The organism is Pseudoalteromonas sp. P1-7a (assembly GCF_001401855.1).
In the GTDB taxonomy this organism is placed as follows: domain Bacteria; phylum Pseudomonadota; class Gammaproteobacteria; order Enterobacterales; family Alteromonadaceae; genus Pseudoalteromonas.
Window position 1 is genome coordinate 1 of record NZ_LKDU01000044.1, and the last position, 19,754, is coordinate 19,754.

Here is a 19,754-nt window from a genome sequence, read left to right on the forward strand (position 1 = left end):
AATTCAAACTCCGTACAATCTATTCAACAAATTTCACCAAAACACCTGTAGACGTCGAGCTTGCTCACGTTAGAAGCGTAGCTTCTCATTACTTAATAAATTAACACCATAAAAGCCCTGCTTTTATAACGCCAACAAGTTGCGCGTCTACAGGTTATATCAAAGTGTTCTGTTAAAACTCGACGTAGGCGTACAGCTTGCTCGCGCGAAAAACGGAGCTTTTTAATTGTATTTACTTATATCGCGTTGGCGATGGCAACCAAGGAGAAGTAGACGCCGACTTCTCTTTGGAATCTCTCGGCGCCCCGAGGATCACACTATATCCTCAATTTAAATTAATGATATGAACGTAAACGCGATGAAACACGTCCGTGTGTAAGCATCACTTAACGCGCATTGCCTAAAGGGATTTAGGTACTTGGAATTTGTCGGGAACAAAATTCCGCCATGCGCTGCTATTACTCATCATTAATTCAATTTCGGATGTGATCACGGGGGAGTGGCCTAAGCATCAGCCTTCAATTCAATAATGAGTTAATGCTTGTTTACAATGCACTTTTAAGTAAACTAACTACTCGCAAACAGGGAGTAGTTTTAATGCAGCAAATTGGTATTTACGAGCAGTTAATTACACAAGTAATTGAGCAAAACTTAAATCGTGAACAATTTTATGTGGGGGAGCGCCAGCTTGAAACGGCCGAAGCCGCAACATGGCTTTCACGCTTTTTAAGTAAACTTGTAACGCATGCAATCGATGCTATTCCTAACTCTAACGAGCGTTTGCAAGAACAAATCAACCTCGCAAACAGCCTTGTACTTTGGCTTAAAGATCATATTCGCGATGATGAGCTAATTAACGAAAATCTTATCGACAGCCAAGGCCGAATACTTACCGCGCTGTTTAATACCCAAAACCCAATTGCAGCCAACCTTAAAGATTACTCAAGCGATATATTCCCACTCACAGGGCTTACACAAAGCGAGTTATTTAGCGGTGCTAATGCAGGTATATCGCTCGAAACCGAGCTAAAGCGCGAGATAAAATCGTCCGACACTATTTACTGGCTTGTCTCATTTATAAAATGGACTGGTTTGCGCATTTTTAAAAATGAGCTTGAAGCCTTTACCAAAAACGGCAATAAACTCAAAGTAATTACCACCTCGTACATGGGCGCAACCGATGCTAAAGCCGTTGAGTTTTTAGCAAGCCTACCAAATACCGAGGTAAAGCTAAGCTACAACAACCAGCAAGAACGCCTACACGCAAAGTCGTACTTGTTTATGCGCAATACAGGTTTTCATACCGGCTATATTGGCTCATCTAATTTATCGCACTCGGCGCTTACCAGCGGCCTTGAGTGGAACTTAAAAATTACCGCGCAAGAAATTCCGCACATCATAGCTAAAACCAAAAGTACCTTTGAAACCTATTGGCAGTCGCCAGATTTCGAGCTGTTTACTGGCAAAGCTGAATGTAAAGAAAAGCTCATAAATTCACTTAACGAGCAACGCGGTGTTGGGCAATCAAGCAGTCAGTTTTATTTTGATATAACACCAAAAACTCACCAACTCGCTATTTTAGAAAAGCTAAGCGTAGAACGCAGCGTGCATAATCGCTTTAAAAACTTAGTAGTTGCAGCAACGGGCACAGGTAAAACCATCATATCGGCGTTCGACTTTAAAACCGTTTACGATAAAAATCCAAACGCACACTTTTTGTTTGTAGCCCACCGAGAAGAAATACTAAAACAAGCGCAAAGCGCTTATCGCGGCGTGCTTAAAAATAACGACTTTGGTGAGCTGTGGGTAGGTAACTACAAACCACAACGTTACAACCAATTATTTGCGTCAATCCAAACACTGAATAGCCAAATTGAATCGCTCAATTTAACCTGCGATTACTACGATTTCATAGTAATTGATGAAGTACATCACGTAAGCGCTGCAAGTTACCGCGCTACATTAAACCACTTTACACCCACAATATTACTTGGCTTAACTGCTACACCAGAGCGACAAGATGGCGCAAATATACTCGATGATTTTTGCGGTGTAATAGCCGCCGAAATTCGATTGCCAGAGGCAATAAATCAACGCCATTTATGTCCATTTCAATACTTTGGATTAGATGACGGTACCGACCTAAGTCAAATAACATGGCGCGGCGGCCGTTACGATATAAGCGAATTAAGTAACCTTTATACAGGGGAGAACAGCCGCGCTAACAAAATTATATCGAGCTTGGCTGATATCGTAACCAATGTTCACAACATTAAAGCGTTGGCATTTTGTGTAAGCCAAAAACACGCGGAGTTTATGGCTTCTAAATTCAACTTAGCAGGCATAAACGCCGATGTGCTGACCAGTAAAAACACCAATGAGCGCGCGGCCAAACAACAAACACTGCGCCAAGGCGAAATACAAATACTTTGCGTGGTTGATATTTTTAACGAAGGTGTCGATATTCCAGAAGTCGATACCCTGTTATTTTTACGCCCAACCGAAAGCCTAACGCTGTTTTTACAGCAACTCGGCCGTGGTTTACGTTTACCTGATAACAGCCAAAAGCAATGTTGTACCGTGCTCGACTTTGTAGGCAACGCTCGCCCAGAATACGACTTTGCCAGTAAATTCCGCGCACTTATTGGTAAAAGTAACCAACCAATAAAAACCGAGATTGAAAACAACTTCCCACATTTGCCGCTGGGTTGCCGTATAGAGCTACAAAAACGCACTCAACAAACAATATTAAAAAATATTCAGCAAGCCATAAACACCAAGCGCCGTTTGCAACAGCTGATAAATAGCTATTCGCAACATACTAATGACGCGCTTACGCTTAGTAACTTTTTGCGTATAAACCCACAAGTCACGCTTGAAGATGTATACAAACCAAAAGATAAAAAACTCGGCGGCTGGCACTGGTTAAAAGGCGATGAAATACCCGCACAGCAAGCTGATATTTATGTCGCGTATTACCGCGCTATAAACACTCAATTACTCAGCTGCGACTCGCTCAGTTACCTATGCTTTTTACGTGATTTATGTGATAACGACTTTAGCTTTACCCCAACACCACAAAATCAACAGTACGCGCTTATAGCGCATTACAACTTTTGGGATACCACTGGCACAAGTTTAGGCTTTAAAACGCTCGAACAAAGCTTACAAGCACTTAAACACAAAGAGCTTCAGCACGAACTTGCTCAAGTAATTACGCTATTAATAAACCGTATTCACCAGCAAGAAAGTGATTTAGCGTGCCTACCTAATCATGCAATAAAATTACATAGCCGCTACACGCGACAACAAATACTTGCAGCTTTTGGCGCACACTCATTTGATAAAAAATCGACCGCTCGAGAAGGCGTTTTAGAATTTAAAAACCAAAACCTAGAGCTGTTATTTGTAACGCTTAATAAGTGTGAAAAAACCTACTCCCCCACAACGCTGTATCACGACTACGCAATCAGCCCTACCCTGTTCCACTGGCAAACGCAAAACAGCGCCCGCCCAGAACACGGCCGAGGCCTTAGTTACATTCAACACCAACAAACAGGCAAAACCATATTGTTGTTTGTGCGCGAACAAGGCAAAGACGAAAACGGCCGAACTATGGGGTTTGTAAACTACGGCGAGGTTAAATACCAAAGCCATAACGGCAGCCAGCCGATGAATATAACGTGGGAATTAACCAACCCCATGCCAAGTGAAATGTGGCATGAGGCGGGGAAATTGGCGGTTGGTTAATTGAGGAAAAAATGAAAGATATTTTTAATGTACTAAATGATGAATTAAATAAAACGAATAATTACAAAGAGCTTTATAACAGCCTACTTTCATGGAAAGAAGTATTTCTAATATCATTACTATTTACAGTATTAATTATTACCACTATTTTCATTCTAAATGATATGGATTCGTTTAATACTTTCAGTTTTATGTCAGGATCAATAATACTTTTTTCTGGAGTGTTTTTTATAGCATGTACACTCCAGCAATTATTTTCATTAATAAAAACAGGCAAAAACCCAAGTTCTGAAATATTCGATCCTATTTTAAACTCTATAGAAGCTCAAAATACTTTAGTTTTAAAACTATCTTGCTTCAATTTAAGAAAGATAGAGTTTGCGATAAATAGAATTGAATATGATATTATCCGGATAAGTAAGAGGTTAGGTTTACTCGTTGGAACAATTGAAAAGCTGAGCATTATTCCATTAGGCATAGCTGTATATTTTTCAGCAATAAAGTTTTTTGATAGTGATAATACATTAGAGCTATTTCATATTATTGCTTTATCATTTATTTTGGGAATATATATAGGAGCACTCATAGCATCTAGTGTGCTATTGAGGTTTGACTTTTTGCTCTTCAATTTAAAGGAAGCTAGCAAAATTAGAGAGTCAAGAGATAGATCAAACTTTCGAAAAAAGAAACTTTATAATGATAAAAATTAAGCCGTTCCCTAAATTAGTTCAGCTTACAGATAGCAATGTATGCGGTGCATACTGCGTTGCGGCAACTTTAGATGCTTTTGATCTTTTTCCATCGGTTCTGCCTCTTCAAATTAATAGCTTCTTTGGTAAGAAAATCAGTATTCCGCGGAATATAAGCTTAAAGGCTTTTGCAGATCATATATACCTAATTACAGGAATACTAAATACTGATGAACCATCTAAATATATTGAAAATAATGGCCTTAACTCTTTAGCCGCCATGGTTTATGTACTAGAAAAATGCAGTTTAAATGTAAGGCTATTTTTTAAAGATAAATCAGCCTTTGAAAACCTAAAAGAAGTTTATCCTGCTGAAATTGGGCTACTTAAGCAAAAAATAACTGTAAGCTCCTTTTTAAATGAGCGAGTAAGTACCGCTTTTAATAATATAGTAATTTATGCAATACAGCATGATTGCGGGGGTACGCACTATGTCGCTAATAATGAGAGAGGGGAATGGTTTGATCCAGCAGCCATAAACGGTAATGTTCTTTTTAAAAGTTTTGTTTCTATAGAAGTGTTTACTGAACAAAATGGCTGGAAATGGTTAGGTGTTTGCCTAAGCATATCTTTGGAAGATATATGAATTCAAAGCTATTAACTGCATCCCCTCTATAGTTAAAGCTGGTGAATGCTATTTTCATACATTCAAAGACTTTAATGTATGAAGTCAAGATTACCCTTATGATTCTAAATTGTAATTAAACTAATCTTAGTTATGCCAAAAGATTTAATACTTTGGCTATGAACCCTTGATAATCATATCTCATAGAGTACACGCTGAAAATGTAATCATTCTCAGCAATTTTTTTAATATCATATGAAAATGATTTATACCAAAACGTACCTTGTTTTGAGGCCCTAGATTCGATAATTTTGAAATTATCTTTAAGCTCTTTTTTAAATAAGTCAATTTCATGATTATTAGCCTTAGCTAAACTTACTTTTTTAGGAGTCTGCGTATATGTTCGAGATTTTTCTTCTACTGTTTTATTTTTAAACTCAATTATTAGTTCATCATCAAAGGAGTCTTCTAAGTCATTGATTAAGTCTTTTACCTTGATTATTTCTAGGTATATTTTATCCCAAGATTTACTATAAAATATAGCCGGCTCATTAGGTAATAGCAAACGCTTAGCTCTCCTAAAGTTTACTTTTAACCACCTCAAGTAGTCATATTCACTTTCAAAATTAATCTGTTCTGATGCAATAACTTCGACGAATTGCTCAAAGCTACAATACTCTGAGTCTACGTTAGATGCGTATTCATTTTTAAGATCATCTATGAAGTAATCTGTTATTTTATGTTTCCTTTTTGTATGTGATATTACAATTTCAACTATTTGGCAGATATTTTCCCAACTTATTTGGTAGTTTTTAGCAGGTTTTTTAGGGAGTTCATTTATTTTAAAAAAATAGTTATTTTCATTAATCCAATTTTCGTATTGCAATTGATTGATTAATTCTATTCCGTTTTCTTTATAGCTTAATAAAAATTCAATAAAGCTAGGAAATGAACAATGGTCAATATCTTCTTCAACCTCATCAATAACACTTTCATCTTCTTCATCAGCAAATGGCTCACCATAAAGAAATCCCAATAAAACATCTTCAAGAACTTTCCCATTAATATTTTTAAGTTTTAAAATAGGTGACTCAATATAATCAATATTTTTGATGCCAAAGCCTATTGCCATCAAAATATCTTTATACATAAAATCATAATTTTCTACTGCGGCTTTTAAATAACCAGTCATATTTTTAGTATCAATATCTTTAGGGCCAACAGATAGTAACAACCTTTTGTACCTTCTAAGATAAGCCGCTTTTAACCAAAAGTGACGTTCTAAATAATCTAAATGGGGAATATCACTTGCTAAGCCATTGCATTCTTGGCAGCTTCTAACTAAAGTTTTTGAATACAAGTCCCTTTGTTCTGAAGGTATCTTAACATTCAATGCCGGTACATGATCCCACTCTAAACGTATTATTAAAGAAGCTTTGCGACCACAGTAATGACAGAATGTATCATCTTGGCCATTTGACATTGGGAAGATAGGTTTATAACCAACATTATTATTTATCCTATGAGACATTCTGTTACTCCATACAATTAAGATTTTCGGATTATAAACACCAATATACCCATACACTCCAATTCCCCGTGATCACACCTGAAACGATCGTAATGATGAGTAATTTACAGCATGGATGCTGTACAAAGCGTAGCTTGGCCATGGATGGCCTATCTACGCTGGTTACGTTCACATCATTAACGTAAGTTGAAGATAAAGTGTGATCCTCGGGTGCGCCGTGGGATTCCAAAGGGTGGACGGCGGTATTCACCCTTTGGTTGCCATTGCCAACGCGATAAAACCTCGAATAGAGGTTATTAAATCCCTAAAGATCTCACGCAAAATAGCTATCCAAAAAGCTTCGCTTTTAACGCCAGCAAGCTGCGCGTCTACACGTTATAGCACGATATAAAATCGCGACTACGAAACCACTTGTTTAAAGCGTGCGAATGTTCGCATGCTTTCATCTGCAATTATTACTTCGTAATCTGGGTTTTGAGCGATTAGCTCGTATTCCCCATTTGGTAATTTATTAACTTTGCGCAGTAAATACTGCCCGTCTCCGCTTATATCGTCTCGCTCTATCGCGACTATTTGACCGCGTAGCGAGCCGGCTCTATCAGAGGTTATAAGTTCAAGTAGCAGTAAATCACCATCAAGTATTGGGTGTTTACCACCGTTCATAGAGTTACCCGATGCGCGTGCTAAAAAATGCACGTTAGGGTCAAGCTTGCCTGCGCCAAGTGGCGCGTCTAAATATTCAACATCGCTGCTATCGCCAGTTTTAAAATGCCCACAGGCAATTTTAATATTGGGGAAGTAACGTAACTTCAATGCGTTAATGATGGTTTTAAGATTAGCCTTCGGCTCCGCCGCCAAATTTGTTTGCTCTGATTTATTTACAACTTTTGAAAATTTAAACACCTCAGCTTTCGGCTTTGCTTCTTCAAAACTGTTTTTGCCAAGCCATAATTTAGCACTGCTTGATTCAGCTACTTGATACGCCCAATTGCTTACTGCAAGCGATTTATCTGCATCGCAATAAAAGTAAGGTTGCAGTTTATTAGTTATTTCGGCTTTATGAATATCAAGGTTTTGTTCTAGCCAGCGGTCGCGGTGAGCAAAAGCTGCGAGGTGGTCTCGCTTATTGTTATTACAATCAGCATGCGCAGCAACAAAGTTATGTGCTAAGTCGTTTGGATAGCGCTTAAAAGGAATAAAGTGATCGATCTCTGGCGTTTTTTTAGTTTCTTTTTCATTTTTTAGATTCATTGGCTTTTGGCAGTAAAAACAAAGCCCGTCTTGAATATCTATCAATAGTGGAGCTACGACTTTTAACGCAGCTCTATTACTGCCAAACAAAAACTCTTGTAGCTGGCTTTGCGAGCCTAATAGCGTTTGATTTGCTTTTATAGTTTGTACCTTCTCTACCCATTCAGTAACACTAAGATGCACAACTAAATCGTAAAAACGCCTAAAACACTGAGCTATACCAGCATTTAAAACAATACGTTTAGGCTCTCTACCTTTACCTAAAAGTATATGGGGATATAAAAAACATTCTTCTTTTCCCGAAAGTAACTGTAAGCGCCAAAGAGGGCCATCAATAAATGTTCGCCTAAGAGAGCTTATTACTTGGCTATATTGTTGGTAGTTTTTGAATGCGTTGTAACTTTTCACACCTATATTTTGTAGTTTAAAAATTTCGGTGATGAACTTTGCCTGGCCTTGGCTATTTTGCTTTAACAGCATGTCTTCGGCATTAGTAATAATATCTGTAGAGTGCGCAGCGTAAGGCATTGAGTGGTTCCAATAAAGTTGGATAAATTTATCGATTAACGTGTCGATTTTTATTTCCATTGGAGCACTCTGATCTTCACTTTGCTGTTCTACGCAAATATCAGCAATAGCATGTAATAGTGCATATTTATAAGTTGCGGTGAATTCGCCCTCAACTAGCATGCGCTGAATATAAGCAATAAAGTCGAGTTGCTGCTGCATTGCGCCAATCATAAAGTGGGAACAGCCTTTATTAAGGCATTGAGCCACACTTCGCTTTCGCGCTCTGGGCGCTGATCAACACTTTGCCAGTGCTTGATTATGCGAAGTTGTGTGTGCTGATTGATTAGGTCACTCAATAACTGCTCGGTTAAATCGGTAAATTTACGGCCATTATGTTCGCGTTCTTGCGTGCCGTATTTAAACGATACATACAAAACGCCATTAGGTTTAAGCGCACTTTGTAGGTTTAAAAACACCTGTGGTAACTCTACTTTTGGTACATGCAATAAACTCGCACAGCACCAAATGCCATCGTATTTATTTATACACTCAAGTTGTTGAAATTTTTTAACCGCTACTGGTTGTTGTAAGTAATTACTGGCTAACTTTGCAAGTGCGGGGCTTGCATCAAAGGCCGACACACTAAAACCTTGGCTTTTAAAATAGGCGGCATCACGTGCTGAGCCACAACCAGCATCTAGCACATGGCCGTTTTGTGCAACATACGGTAAAAACTCACGGTAAAGCGCCGACATATCAACATTAAGTGTTGAGTCGTTAAAAGTTTGTGCATGTTGGTTATAATAATTTAGTGTGGTATTGGGCACTGCTTATACCGCTCCTTGGCTTTTGTACGTTTGCAACGTTAATGCTGTATTCATCTTTGTTTAATCTACAGGAACAGGCCAATAAATTAAAGAACTTATAAGTAGGTTTTTTTAGCTTAATACGCTGTTTGTATTGAATTTTGCACTAATCATCCCCCCTCAACCGTAAACTCTTTGGTTTTAGATACATTTTTTTACAACTTTAACGTCTCATTCATTATTATATTGTTTTGCTGGGTTATACTGTTTAAATAACGATTAAAAACGTACCTTAGAGTTTTAATGAATAAATTAATAACCTTATTAATGTGTGTATTGTTTAGTGCTTCTTGGGGTGTGTTTGCCTGCGAAAAAACACTAACGGTTGCCTCGCATGATGCTTTTTGGCCGCCTTATGTTATGGGTATTAATGGGCAGTTTCAGGGTAAAGAGGTAGAAGCATTAAATATTATTTTTAAAGACTCGCCTTTTTGCTTTGAAGTAAAACTGTTGCCTAATTCTAAACGGGCTTTTACCGAGCTGCGCTATGGCCGAATAGACATAGGCTGGGCGGCCAGCTATACCAATGAGCGCGCTAAACACGTTCATTTTACAAAGCCGTACCGCACCGAGGTTATGCGTTTATACGAAAATATAAACAATTTACATAAAGCTAAAAATTTAGCCGAAATTTTTGACCAAGGTTTAACCATTGGCGCTAATTTTGGTAGCTATTATGGCGAAGAGTTTGAGCAGTATAAACACAGCCATAAAAAACAAATTGAGTACACTAGTGCAACCAGTAAGCGCTTTGAAATGCTTAATAAACAACGTATAGATTACGCAATAGAAGACGAGCTAGTAGGCAATTATTTAAGTAAGCGGGGTAAAAATTTAATTGCGGCCCCTACTATACCCGCTATAAATAAAGATCAAATACACTTAATGCTGAGCAAAAAAACAGTAACGCTTGATGAGGTTAACATTATTAACGCGCATATTTTAAAAAAGAACGCGGCGCTTAAGGCGTTATTTGAATGAGTAGATTGCGTATATATTTAGTAATATGGGTAGCCTGTTTAGGGCTGTTTTGTGCCAGTGCGGTGGCGTGTGATAAAACAATTAACGTAGGCACTAACGAGCGCTATTGGCCGCCGTATGTTGTACTAAAAAATAATGCTTTAACGGGTTCTGAAATAGAGGTAATTAAAACCATTTTTAAAGACTCTCCCTTTTGTATAAATTTTACCTTATTACCTAACTCGCAACGTGCCTTAGAAGAGTTAAAACATGGCCGTATAGATTTAATGTTTGCGGCGAGCAAAACCCGCGAACGTGAGGTGTACGCTCACTTTAGTTTGCCTTACCGCGAAGAAGCTATGATGTTGTATCAACACACAGACTCGGCAAACATTAGCTCCTTAGAGCAGCTTTTTAAAAAAGGCTTAACAACGGGTATTAATGGCGGTAGCTATTTAGGGCAGGCATTTAAAGCATTAAGTGAAAAGTATAGTGAGCAAATAGTGCTTACCTCCGAGGCCGATAAACGCTTTGCTTTACTTAATAAAAAGCGGGTAGATTTTGTAGTGGATGATTCGTTAGTGGCCGCTTACTTTACTAAAAATTACGCTGGTATATTGCCGGTTGAGCAAGTAGCGCCTGTTCACGTAAATAATGTGCATTTTATAATGAGCAAAAAAACAATAACGCTTAACGAGGTTGCTGTAATTAATCGCCTTATTAAAAATAACAAGGCGGCTATTAAGCGCATTTATAACCTCTATTAAACTGTGGCTTTCCCCTTACTGTTTATTTATAACTTAACTTTCAGCCCTTTTAGGTGTGTATCTTTTACCTTTCATTACCGTGGGGGGATCTGTATAATTCGCCAGCTAATTTACCCTATTGCTTGGTCTTGTTTGTGGCGTTTTGCTGCAGTTGGCCCCTGTCAGTACTCATTCTAGGACTAACTTTTTGATCTCCACCGCAAATATTACGATGCAGTTTGGCGCAGAGCCGTTGTTTGAAAACATTTCAGCTAAATTTGGTAACGGTAACCGTTACGGTTTAATTGGCGCTAACGGCTGTGGTAAGTCGACCTTCATGAAAATTTTAAGCGGTGCGCTTGTGCCAAGTGCGGGTAATGTGTCGATTACGCCGGGGCTTAAAGTAGGTAACTTAAGCCAAGACCAATTTGCTTTTGAGCAATACAGCGTTGTAGATGCCGTAATTATGGGCGACGTAGAGCTTTGGAAAGTAAAGCAAGAGCGCGACCGTATTTATTCATTACCCGAAATGAGCGAAGAAGACGGCATGAAGGTGGCCGACCTTGAAAGCGTTTTTGCCGAAATGGACGGTTACACAGCCGAAAGCCGCGCTGAAGAAATACTAATAGAAGCGGGTATAGATAAAGAGTTTCATTATGGGTTAATGGCAAACGTTGCCCCAGGTTGGAAACTACGTGTGCTTTTAGCGCAGGCGCTATTTGCAAACCCAGACATACTGCTACTCGATGAGCCAACCAATAACTTGGATATTCATACTATTACGTGGCTTGCTAATGAGCTTAATAAACGTAAATGCACCATGATTATTATTTCGCATGACCGCCATTTTTTAAATTCGGTATGTACTCACATGGCCGATATTGACTACGGCGAGCTGCGAATTTACCCAGGTAATTACGAAAAGTTTTTAGAAGCGTCTAGCTTACAGCGTGAGCAGTTATTAGCCGAAAACGCTAAAAAGAGTGCTGAAATTGATGAGCTACAAGACTTTGTTAACCGCTTTGGCGCAAACGCCTCAAAGGCTAAGCAAGCCAGTTCGCGCGCTAAAAAAATGGAAAAAATAAAGCTAGACGACGTTAAAGCGTCAAGCCGTATGAGCCCGTCACTGAGCTTTGACGAGGGTAAAAAAATGTATCGCCAAGCGCTTGAAGTCACCAAGCTTGGCCACGGTTTTGATGGCGAAACCTTATTTAGCGGCGGCGACTTTTTATTAGAAGCCGGCGCTAAACTTGCCATTATTGGCGAAAACGGTGTGGGTAAAACCACTTTTTTACGCTGTTTGGTAAACGAGCTAAAATGCAATGAAGGCGAGATTAAATGGTCAGAAAATGCGACCTTTGGTTACTGCCCGCAAGACAGCACAAAAGATTTTGATAACGATTTAACGTTATTCGATTGGATGTCGCAGTGGCGCACAGCCAAGCACAACGATTTAATGGTGCGCGGCATGTTAGGGCGTTTATTGTTTACCGCCGACGATGCAAACAAAAAAGCGCGTAACTGCTCAGGTGGTGAAAAAAACCGTTTGTTATTTGGTAAGTTAATGATGCAAGACGTAAACGTACTGGTAATGGACGAGCCAACCAACCACATGGATATGGAAGCCATTGAAGCGCTTAATAATGCATTAAAAGACTTTAAAGGCACGCTTATTTTTGTAAGCCACGATCGCGAGTTTGTATCGTCATTAGCGACCCGTATTATTGATATTAAAGATAAACAAGTTATTGATTTTCAGGGTACGTTTGATGAATACCTAGCAAGCATAGAAGAGAAAAAAATTGCTTAAGTTGTAGCCACGATTTTATATCGCGTCTGTTTTAGGTTTAAGTTTTTAGGTTTCAAAATTAAAAATAAAGCCTAAACCATTTTAAAAAGGTGCTGTTTAGCACCTTTTTTTGTGGGTGTTTGAATAGGCGGGTGTGCATTGTTTTAGCCATAAGAGCTAAGCCCAACCCTGTAGACGCACATTGCTTTCGTTTAAAAGCAACGTTTTTGCCCTGTGCAAACCCCTTTGCTAAAGCCATGAGAAGCTACGCTTTTAACGTGAGCAAGCTCAACGTCTACAAGTAAAATTAACACCGGAGCTTAACCCTGCTCTGTAGACGCTCATTGCTTTCGTTTAAAAGCAACGTTTTTGCCCTGCTGTTAAATCCTTTTGCCAAAACCATGAGAAGCTGCGCTTCTAACGTGAGCAAGCTCAACGTCTACAATTAAAATTAACGCAGGGGCTATCCTTCTAAAGTGAGCACGCACAACAAATACAAGCTCAAAGCTAAAATTTAGACAATAAAAAAGGGGAGCAATGTTGCTCCCCTTTTATGCCTATTAAAATGATTTATTTAAGATCAAATCTGTCGGCGTTCATTACTTTTACCCATGCGTTTACAAAGTCATGTACAAAACGTTCGTTGTTGTCGTCTTGTGCGTAAAATTCGCTTAATGCACGTAATATAGAGTTTGAACCAAACACTAAATCTATACGTGTTGCAGTCCATTTTATGGTGCCTGTTTTACGTTCAACAATGTTGTAAACACCTGGCTCAGACGGTTTCCAGTTATTGGCCATGTCGGTTAGGTTTACAAAAAAGTCGGTAGAAAGCGTGCCTACATTATCTGTAAATACACCGTGCTTGCTGCCTGCGTAGTTGGTGCCTAGCACGCGCATTCCGCCAAACAGTACGGTCATTTCTGGTGCAGTTAGGCCCATTAGCTGGCTACGCTCTAACAGTAGCTCTTCTGGCGATACGCTAAAGTCACCTTTAAGGTAGTTTCTAAAGCCGTCGTGCACTGGCTCTAACGGTTCAAACGATTCGGCATCGGTCATTTCGTCGGTTGCATCGCCGCGCCCTGGCGCAAACGGTACTGTTACATCAACACCAGCTTGTTTTGCCGCTTGCTCTACTGCAGCTGCGCCACCTAATACGATTAAATCTGCAATGCTGATAGGTTTAGCTAACCCTGCTTTAAATTTTTCAAGGGCGTTAAGTACGTTTGCTAGGCGCTCTGGCTCATTACCCTGCCAATCTTTTTGCGGAGCTAAGCGAATACGCGCGCCATTTGCACCACCACGGCGGTCTGAACCACGGTACGTACGTGCGCTATCCCAGGCTGTAGTAATTAAATCGGTTGCGCTTACGCCGCAATCAAGAATTTGTGCTTTTAGCTCGCTAATCTCATCCTCTGATAAGGTGTAGTCAACACTTGGAATTGGGTCTTGCCAAATTAGGTCTTCGCTTGGTACATCTTTACCTAAGTAACACGCTTTAGGGCCTAAGTCGCGGTGTGTAAGTTTAAACCATGCGCGGGCAAACACGTCAGAAAAATACTCAAAGTCGTCGTTAAAACGTTCAATAATTTTACGGTAGATTGGGTCTACCTTCATGGCCATATCGGCGTCGGTCATCATTGGGTTTAAACGAATTGATGGGTCTTCTACATCTACCGGTTTGTCTTCTTCTTTAATATTTACAGGCTCCCATTGGTGCGCACCTGCAGGGCTTTTAGTTAGTTCCCACTCGTAATTTAATAGTAAGTGGCAGTAGCCGTTGTCCCATTTTGTTGGGTGGGTTGTCCACGCGCCCTCTAGCCCCGATGTTACGGTATTGCGGCCAAAGCCGCCTTCTTTAGTGCTGTTCCAACCTAGGCCTTGCTCGTGTACGTCGGCTGCTTCGGGTTCTGGGCCTAAGTGTTCAGCTTTACCGTTACCGTGAGTTTTACCCACTGTGTGGCCACCTACGGTAAGCGCTGCGGTTTCTTCATCGTTCATTGCCATACGTGCAAAGGTTTCACGTACGTGCTGCGCCGTTTTAAGAGGATCGGGTATACCATTTACACCTTCTGGGTTTACGTAAATTAAGCCCATTTGTACTGCAGCTAATGGATTTTCCATTGTGTCGGGCTTTTCTACGTTGTCGTATCGCTCATCACTTGGTGCTAGCCATTCTTTTTCTGCGCCCCAGTATATGTCTTTTTCTGGGTGCCATATGTCTTCACGTCCCCCTGCAAAGCCATAAATTTTTAAGCCCATTGATTCGTATGCCATATTACCGGCCAAAATAAATAGGTCGGCCCATGAAAGTTTATTGCCGTATTTTTTCTTAATTGGCCATAGTAGTCGGCGCGCTTTATCTAGGCTTGCGTTATCTGGCCACGAATTAAGCGGTGAAAAACGCTGGTTACCGGTGCTTGCACCGCCACGGCCGTCTGATAATCGATACGTACCTGCAGAGTGCCATGCCATGCGGATCATTAAGCCGCCGTAATGACCCCAATCGGCAGGCCACCAATCTTGGCTATCGGTCATAAATGCTTTTAGGTCTGCTTTAACTGCGTCTAAATCGAGAGATTTGAATGCTTCGGCGTAGTTAAAGTCTGTGCCGTAGGGGTTTGATTTGGTGTCGTGCTGATGAAGAATGTCTAAATTTAGAGTATTTGGCCACCAATCTGTGTTTACTTTAGAAATAACTGAGTTACTACCGTGCATTACCGGGCATTGGCCCGTTTTAGTGCTGCTCATTATCAGCTCCTTACTTTAAATGAAGAGTTTAACTATTTTACTCAAGCCCCAGCGCCTACATTTGAAGTAACACGCTAAGGTGTATTAATTTTGCGCATAATTTTTGTTTACTGCCCAAACAATATAGACCCCAAATATTACATTCGCCAGTGTATTAACTTGAATTAAATCGATTGAAACCATTGGTTTATTGGATAATGTTTAAGCGCTGAAATTTAAGTGATCGGATTAAATAGTTAACCCGTAATGTTATGTGAAGGGTTTGAAAGTGGCTTTTAATTAAGCGCACATTGGAATACCCCCCTTCACCATGAAATTAAAGTTGTTTATAAAGGTGCATTACTAAGCCCAATGCACCTTTACTTTATAACTTATTGAAATCTATTTTAAATAATTAAGTAAATGTTCAGATTAACTTGATTATTATGACCACTCACTCCTGTTATTTCCCTGCGACAATTTATTGTTGTTTTAAGCAGTTTTGCCAGTCCACTTTGGGCTGGCTTTTTTTTTCCTAACACTTAGTGCGCTTTAAAGTTATGTGAGTTTGCTATGTTGTTTTATGTTCAAAGCCAACACGCCCTAGTGCCAATAAGCCTTGCATGTTAAAGTGCGGTTAGTCACTAATAATTAACTTAGGCGTACCCATGCGTTTTTATATATCTATTCTATTTATTTGTTTTTTTTCGCTTTTAAATACTGTTAATGCACAAGAGTCAGCTGCCCCAACAGAACAGCAACAGCAACAAGCGTTAGCACAATTAAATGAGCCTATGTATAAACCGCTTTTAGAACGCTATATTCTTGATGAGTTAAAAGCTGTTCGCCAAGACCAACAACAATTACGCGAAGATGTAACTAAACAAGTTACCCACGCCCAATTAGACACCGCCGACAGAGCGCTTATTTACACCACCGACACAATAAATAATGTGTTTTTTATTATTACTGCTACGGCTTCTATTTTGGTTTTAGTAGGTTGGAACTCGCTGCGCGATGTTAAAAACAAAGTAGAAGACATAGTAAATACGCGTGTAAGTGTGATCACTGACGAGTACGAAGACCGCCTAAAAATTCTTGAAGAAAAACTACGTGTACGCTCAGAAGAAATACTCAGTAACCAGGAGCGTATATCAGTCACTAACGAGGTGCATTCTTTATGGATGCGCGCAAACCTAGAAAGCGACTTTGCAAACAAAATAGAAATATTTGACGAAATTTTAAAACGTAAGCCGGAAGATGTAGAAGCCATTGCCTACAAAGCGGATGCATTATTAGAGCTAAACGAAACCGCCAAAGCCATTGAGTTATGTAACCAAGCCATTGATATAGATAGCGACTACGGCTATGCCTACTGGCAGCGTGCATGTGCGTATGCACTTACACACAAACATGCCGATGCATTGGCCGATATTAAAATGGCCCTTGATTACTCGCCAAACTTACGTAATGAGTTATTGCACGAAAGCGCATTTGCCAGCCTGCACGATAACGACAGCTTTAATGCGATAGTCGCAGGTAGCTAGAGTTTTATAGCCAAGATGCTAACGTGTTGATATAAAAGCTGTTGTGGTTTTTTATCATTGCGTTAGCTACACGCCTAAGCCATGAGAAGCTTCGCTTCTAACGTGAGCAAGCTCAACGTCTACAAGTCAAATTAACACCGGTGCTAAACCCAACCCTGTAGACGCACATTGCTTTCGTTTAAAAACAACGTTTTTACCTAAACGTAAACCACTTTGCCAAAGCCATGAGAAGCTTCGCTTCTAACGTGAGCAAGCTCAACGTCTACAAGTCAAATTAACGCCGGAGCTAAGCCCTGCCCTGTAGACGCACAGCTTGCTGGCGTAACGAGCGATAGCTCGTAAATATTAAACCAATACAATCACAAAGAGGTGAAGAGGCGCTTCGCTTTAGAGAAGTAACTAGCATCTAGCGCGAGCAAGCTTCGCGCCAACCTTCACTCCTCTTTTTTTCTCTTTGTGCAATACATCATTTGAGTAATGAGAAGCTTCGCTTCTAACGTGAGCAAGCTCAACAAATAAAATGTTAACGTTAGCGTTTAAAGTATAAATCGATGGCTTTGGTGAGGAGTTCGTCGAGTTGCTCTTCGAAGGTATCTATATCAATTTCAAAGTGGTTTAAATAAGCTTTGGCCTGCACTCGCGACAAGTTACGGTTTTTTACGCTGTACTGGCGCTCATCTTTTTGTTTATCAAAACGCGGTAAAAACAAAAATTGCCCGTAATAAGGTGATTTAATGTGCTTGTTAGCATAACGACAAAAGTCTTCTATGTGATCTGCGCCTTGCGGCCCTAAACACCCAGGCTCAACGCGGTACATTAAGCGAATTTTTTTGTCGTCTGCTAACTGCATAGTATGCCTTTTATTATCTAAAAAATAATACGCGGATTATTTTTCCATCTTTTATTTGGTAGCTCGAAACTAACTCAGAGCGTTTATCTACCACGTTTTCGTCTGTTGAACAGGTTTCTGATAGCTCGTGATCTATTACTATGTCGCCGTGCACAATACGCTTTATTGGTGAGCTATTAATGCACTTTAATTTTTTAAACATTAAGCCGTAACGGGCTATGAGCTTTTCTTTTCCTTTAAATAATAGCTCATTAGGAAAAATATAAAACTCTACATCTTCATCGTACATACGAATAAATTGTTCAATGTTACGTGCGTTATAAGCTTCAACTAATTGCTCTACAACAGCGAGCGACTCACGAGACTGCTTAGCTTTAGCTTGTTGTTTTGCAGTTAATGCTTCTTTGGCTTGGGTTACCGCTTTTTCTGCCTCGGCTACGGCCGCTGCTTTTTCTACTTTGGTTTTTGGTTTTTCTACCGGTTTAGGGGTTTCGCTACCTAGTACTTTTGAATCATCAGGTTTAGTTGTCTCTACTTTTGGCGTTTTAAGCTTTGGGGCTTGGTACTCAAGTGTGTTTAACTTTTCATCTTTTGGTTGCGAACTGCTGGCTTGAGTAGAGCTTGACGCTTGCTCGGTGCTTTTTTGCTCTTGTTGACTCTCTTCGGTTTGATCTGCTGCGTAACTGATCAGGGCTACTGTGGCAATAAGCGTGGCAAAAATAATAGATAACGATTTCATAACTTTCCTAATATGAACATATAACGCTGTTAATGCTGCAACATAACAAATTTGAGCGTTTTCGGGTAGCAATTAAATGATTGTTATACACTTTACCAATACTGCTCAACCGTTATGTGCCCTGGGTCTCTGCGTCGGTTTCGTTTAAAATTTTTGTCTAAAAGTAAGTCGGTTGTGTCTTTCACCATCTGTGGGTTACCGCAAATCATAAATTGGGCATTATTTGGGCTTGGGGCTTTGCGCGCCTTCCTAAATAGCTCGCCGTTTTGAATTACTGTAGTAATACGCCCTTTTAAGCCCTGCTGTGGCTCTTCACGGCTTACTACCGGCATATAGCTAAGTTGTAAAGGATGTGCGTTTATAAGGGTATGTATTAAATTTTGATAACTTAAATCGGCATTAAAACGTACGCCGTGCACTAAATTTATCTGCGTGTATTTTTGCCATACCTCTTGTTGCTGCAAAATAGATAAAAACGGCCCTATTGCGGTGCCTGTGCCTAGCATCCATAACTGCTCACTCGGTGGTATTTCGTCTAGGGTAAAAAAGCCTGTGGCGCGTTGCTCTATTAATACAGTGTCGCCAGGTGTTAATTGCGCCAGCTTAGGCGATAATAAACCACCTTCTACATTAATGAGGTAAAATTCTAAATCGGGGTTATTAGGCGCGTTTACATAAGAATATGCCCGTGCAATACGCTTATCTCCATCCATAATCGAGAGCTTAGTAAACTGCCCTGCTTTAAATGGCTCTACACGTGCGTTTACGACTAAACTAAACAGTGTATCGCTCCACCATATTACTTTTTTTACAGTTGCATCTACCCAGTTAGACATAGTCAACTCCATAGCTTAACGCTTTAAAAATGATAAATGGTTGTAATTTATACACTAGCATTAACTTAAGTAGAGTGACACTGCGAGCAACTACTTTTTAAACATAACGTTTTTACTTTGGGTAACATTGATTTTATTAAAAAGATGAGTAGCAGCGGCTTTATGCCGCAAAGAAATTAATACAAATACGCGAGGTAAACTCCAGCTACTTTTTTTTTAATGCGCACATTGCTGGCGTTTTAAAAACAACGTTTTACGTTGTGTAAACCCCTTTGCCAAAGTCATGAGAAGCTGCGCTTCTAACGTGAGCAAGCTCAACGTCTACAAGTAAAATT

At 39.8% G+C, this 19,754-nt stretch carries 14 protein-coding genes; 7 read left to right on the plus strand and 7 right to left on the minus strand.

Annotated elements, in window-relative coordinates:
- Positions 1-597 precede the first annotated feature (597 nt).
- The 3 genes from AN389_RS18265 to AN389_RS18275 are packed head-to-tail and all read left to right on the plus strand — an operon-like array spanning position 598 to position 5,085.
- Entirely contained in the window at positions 598-3,750 is a 3,153-nt protein-coding gene (locus AN389_RS18265; RefSeq protein WP_055020404.1) for a DUF3427 domain-containing protein, read from the plus strand.
- Between the two features lie 11 nt (positions 3,751-3,761).
- A complete protein-coding gene (locus AN389_RS18270; protein ID WP_055020395.1) occupies positions 3,762-4,460 on the plus strand; it encodes a hypothetical protein in 699 nt (232 codons plus the stop codon).
- The gene (locus AN389_RS18275; protein WP_055020396.1) at positions 4,447-5,085 is read left to right on the plus strand and encodes a hypothetical protein; all 639 of its coding nucleotides are present in this window, start codon (positions 4,447-4,449) and stop codon (positions 5,083-5,085) included. The genes AN389_RS18270 and AN389_RS18275 overlap by 14 nt, the downstream gene beginning before the upstream one ends.
- A 130-nt stretch (positions 5,086-5,215) precedes the next feature.
- On the opposite strand, the gene AN389_RS18280 is transcribed toward AN389_RS18275, so the two are convergent.
- The 3 genes from AN389_RS18280 to AN389_RS18290 form a co-directional block, all read right to left on the minus strand.
- Positions 5,216-6,595 carry a hypothetical protein gene (locus tag AN389_RS18280; protein WP_146258094.1) on the minus strand — a complete coding sequence of 460 codons (1,380 nt, stop codon included), beginning with the start codon at positions 6,593-6,595 and terminating at the stop codon, positions 5,216-5,218.
- Positions 6,596-6,994: 399 nt separating this feature from the next.
- A complete protein-coding gene (locus AN389_RS18285; RefSeq protein WP_055020398.1) occupies positions 6,995-8,587 on the minus strand; it encodes a S24 family peptidase in 1,593 nt (530 codons plus the stop codon).
- Entirely contained in the window at positions 8,584-9,183 is a 600-nt protein-coding gene (locus tag AN389_RS18290; protein ID WP_055020399.1) for a bifunctional 2-polyprenyl-6-hydroxyphenol methylase/3-demethylubiquinol 3-O-methyltransferase UbiG, read from the minus strand. Before AN389_RS18290 ends, AN389_RS18285 begins: the two co-directional genes overlap by 4 nt.
- A 282-nt stretch (positions 9,184-9,465) precedes the next feature.
- On the opposite strand from AN389_RS18290, the gene AN389_RS18295 reads away from it, so the two are divergent.
- The 3 genes from AN389_RS18295 (at position 9,466) to AN389_RS18305 (ending at position 12,738) form a co-directional block, all read left to right on the plus strand.
- Entirely contained in the window at positions 9,466-10,203 is a 738-nt protein-coding gene (locus AN389_RS18295; protein ID WP_055020400.1) for an ABC transporter substrate-binding protein, read from the plus strand.
- Positions 10,200-10,949 (plus strand): ABC transporter substrate-binding protein, encoded by a 750-nt coding sequence (locus AN389_RS18300; RefSeq protein ID WP_055016598.1) that lies wholly within the window; start codon positions 10,200-10,202, stop codon positions 10,947-10,949. Before AN389_RS18295 ends, AN389_RS18300 begins: the two co-directional genes overlap by 4 nt.
- Before the next feature lie 187 nt (positions 10,950-11,136).
- Positions 11,137-12,738, plus strand: a complete 1,602-nt coding sequence (locus AN389_RS18305) for an ABC-F family ATPase (RefSeq protein WP_082422642.1) — start codon at positions 11,137-11,139, stop codon at positions 12,736-12,738.
- A 549-nt stretch (positions 12,739-13,287) separates the two neighbouring features.
- Here AN389_RS18305 and katG read toward each other — a convergent pair.
- Positions 13,288-15,468, minus strand: a complete 2,181-nt coding sequence (gene katG / locus AN389_RS18315) for a catalase/peroxidase HPI (protein ID WP_055020402.1) — start codon at positions 15,466-15,468, stop codon at positions 13,288-13,290.
- 647 nt (positions 15,469-16,115) lie between these two features.
- Here katG and AN389_RS18320 point away from each other — a divergent pair.
- Positions 16,116-16,994: a TPR end-of-group domain-containing protein gene (locus tag AN389_RS18320; protein WP_055016595.1), complete on the plus strand. Its 879-nt coding sequence runs from the start codon at positions 16,116-16,118 to the stop codon at positions 16,992-16,994.
- Between the two features lie 529 nt (positions 16,995-17,523).
- Here AN389_RS18320 and AN389_RS18325 read toward each other — a convergent pair.
- The 3 genes from AN389_RS18325 to AN389_RS18335 all read right to left on the minus strand — a co-directional run bounded on the left by AN389_RS18325 (position 17,524) and on the right by AN389_RS18335 (position 19,419).
- Positions 17,524-17,844: a hypothetical protein gene (locus AN389_RS18325; protein WP_004589283.1), complete on the minus strand. Its 321-nt coding sequence runs from the start codon at positions 17,842-17,844 to the stop codon at positions 17,524-17,526.
- A 13-nt stretch (positions 17,845-17,857) separates the two neighbouring features.
- Positions 17,858-18,583 carry a nuclear transport factor 2 family protein gene (locus AN389_RS18330; protein WP_055016594.1) on the minus strand — a complete coding sequence of 242 codons (726 nt, stop codon included), beginning with the start codon at positions 18,581-18,583 and terminating at the stop codon, positions 17,858-17,860.
- A gap of 92 nt (positions 18,584-18,675) precedes the next feature.
- Positions 18,676-19,419: a ferredoxin--NADP reductase gene (locus AN389_RS18335; RefSeq protein WP_055020403.1), complete on the minus strand. Its 744-nt coding sequence runs from the start codon at positions 19,417-19,419 to the stop codon at positions 18,676-18,678.
- Positions 19,420-19,754: the final 335 nt, after the last annotated feature.

What these genes read in the sequence shown, in the direction of transcription:
- AN389_RS18280 (WP_146258094.1), bottom strand. Translation starts at nt 6,595, where the DNA reads ATGTCTCATAGGATAAATAATAATGTTGGTTATAAACCTATCTTCCCA.
- AN389_RS18270 (WP_055020395.1), top strand. Translation starts at nt 3,762, where the DNA reads ATGAAAGATATTTTTAATGTACTAAATGATGAATTAAATAAAACGAAT.
- AN389_RS18325 (WP_004589283.1), bottom strand. Translation starts at nt 17,844, where the DNA reads ATGCAGTTAGCAGACGACAAAAAAATTCGCTTAATGTACCGCGTTGAG.
- AN389_RS18330 (WP_055016594.1), bottom strand. Translation starts at nt 18,583, where the DNA reads ATGAAATCGTTATCTATTATTTTTGCCACGCTTATTGCCACAGTAGCC.
- AN389_RS18265 (WP_055020404.1), top strand. Translation starts at nt 598, where the DNA reads ATGCAGCAAATTGGTATTTACGAGCAGTTAATTACACAAGTAATTGAG.
- AN389_RS18300 (WP_055016598.1), top strand. Translation starts at nt 10,200, where the DNA reads ATGAGTAGATTGCGTATATATTTAGTAATATGGGTAGCCTGTTTAGGG.
- AN389_RS18320 (WP_055016595.1), top strand. Translation starts at nt 16,116, where the DNA reads ATGCGTTTTTATATATCTATTCTATTTATTTGTTTTTTTTCGCTTTTA.
- katG (WP_055020402.1), bottom strand. Translation starts at nt 15,468, where the DNA reads ATGAGCAGCACTAAAACGGGCCAATGCCCGGTAATGCACGGTAGTAAC.
- AN389_RS18295 (WP_055020400.1), top strand. Translation starts at nt 9,466, where the DNA reads ATGAATAAATTAATAACCTTATTAATGTGTGTATTGTTTAGTGCTTCT.
- AN389_RS18275 (WP_055020396.1), top strand. Translation starts at nt 4,447, where the DNA reads ATGATAAAAATTAAGCCGTTCCCTAAATTAGTTCAGCTTACAGATAGC.
- AN389_RS18285 (WP_055020398.1), bottom strand. Translation starts at nt 8,587, where the DNA reads ATGATTGGCGCAATGCAGCAGCAACTCGACTTTATTGCTTATATTCAG.
- AN389_RS18335 (WP_055020403.1), bottom strand. Translation starts at nt 19,419, where the DNA reads ATGTCTAACTGGGTAGATGCAACTGTAAAAAAAGTAATATGGTGGAGC.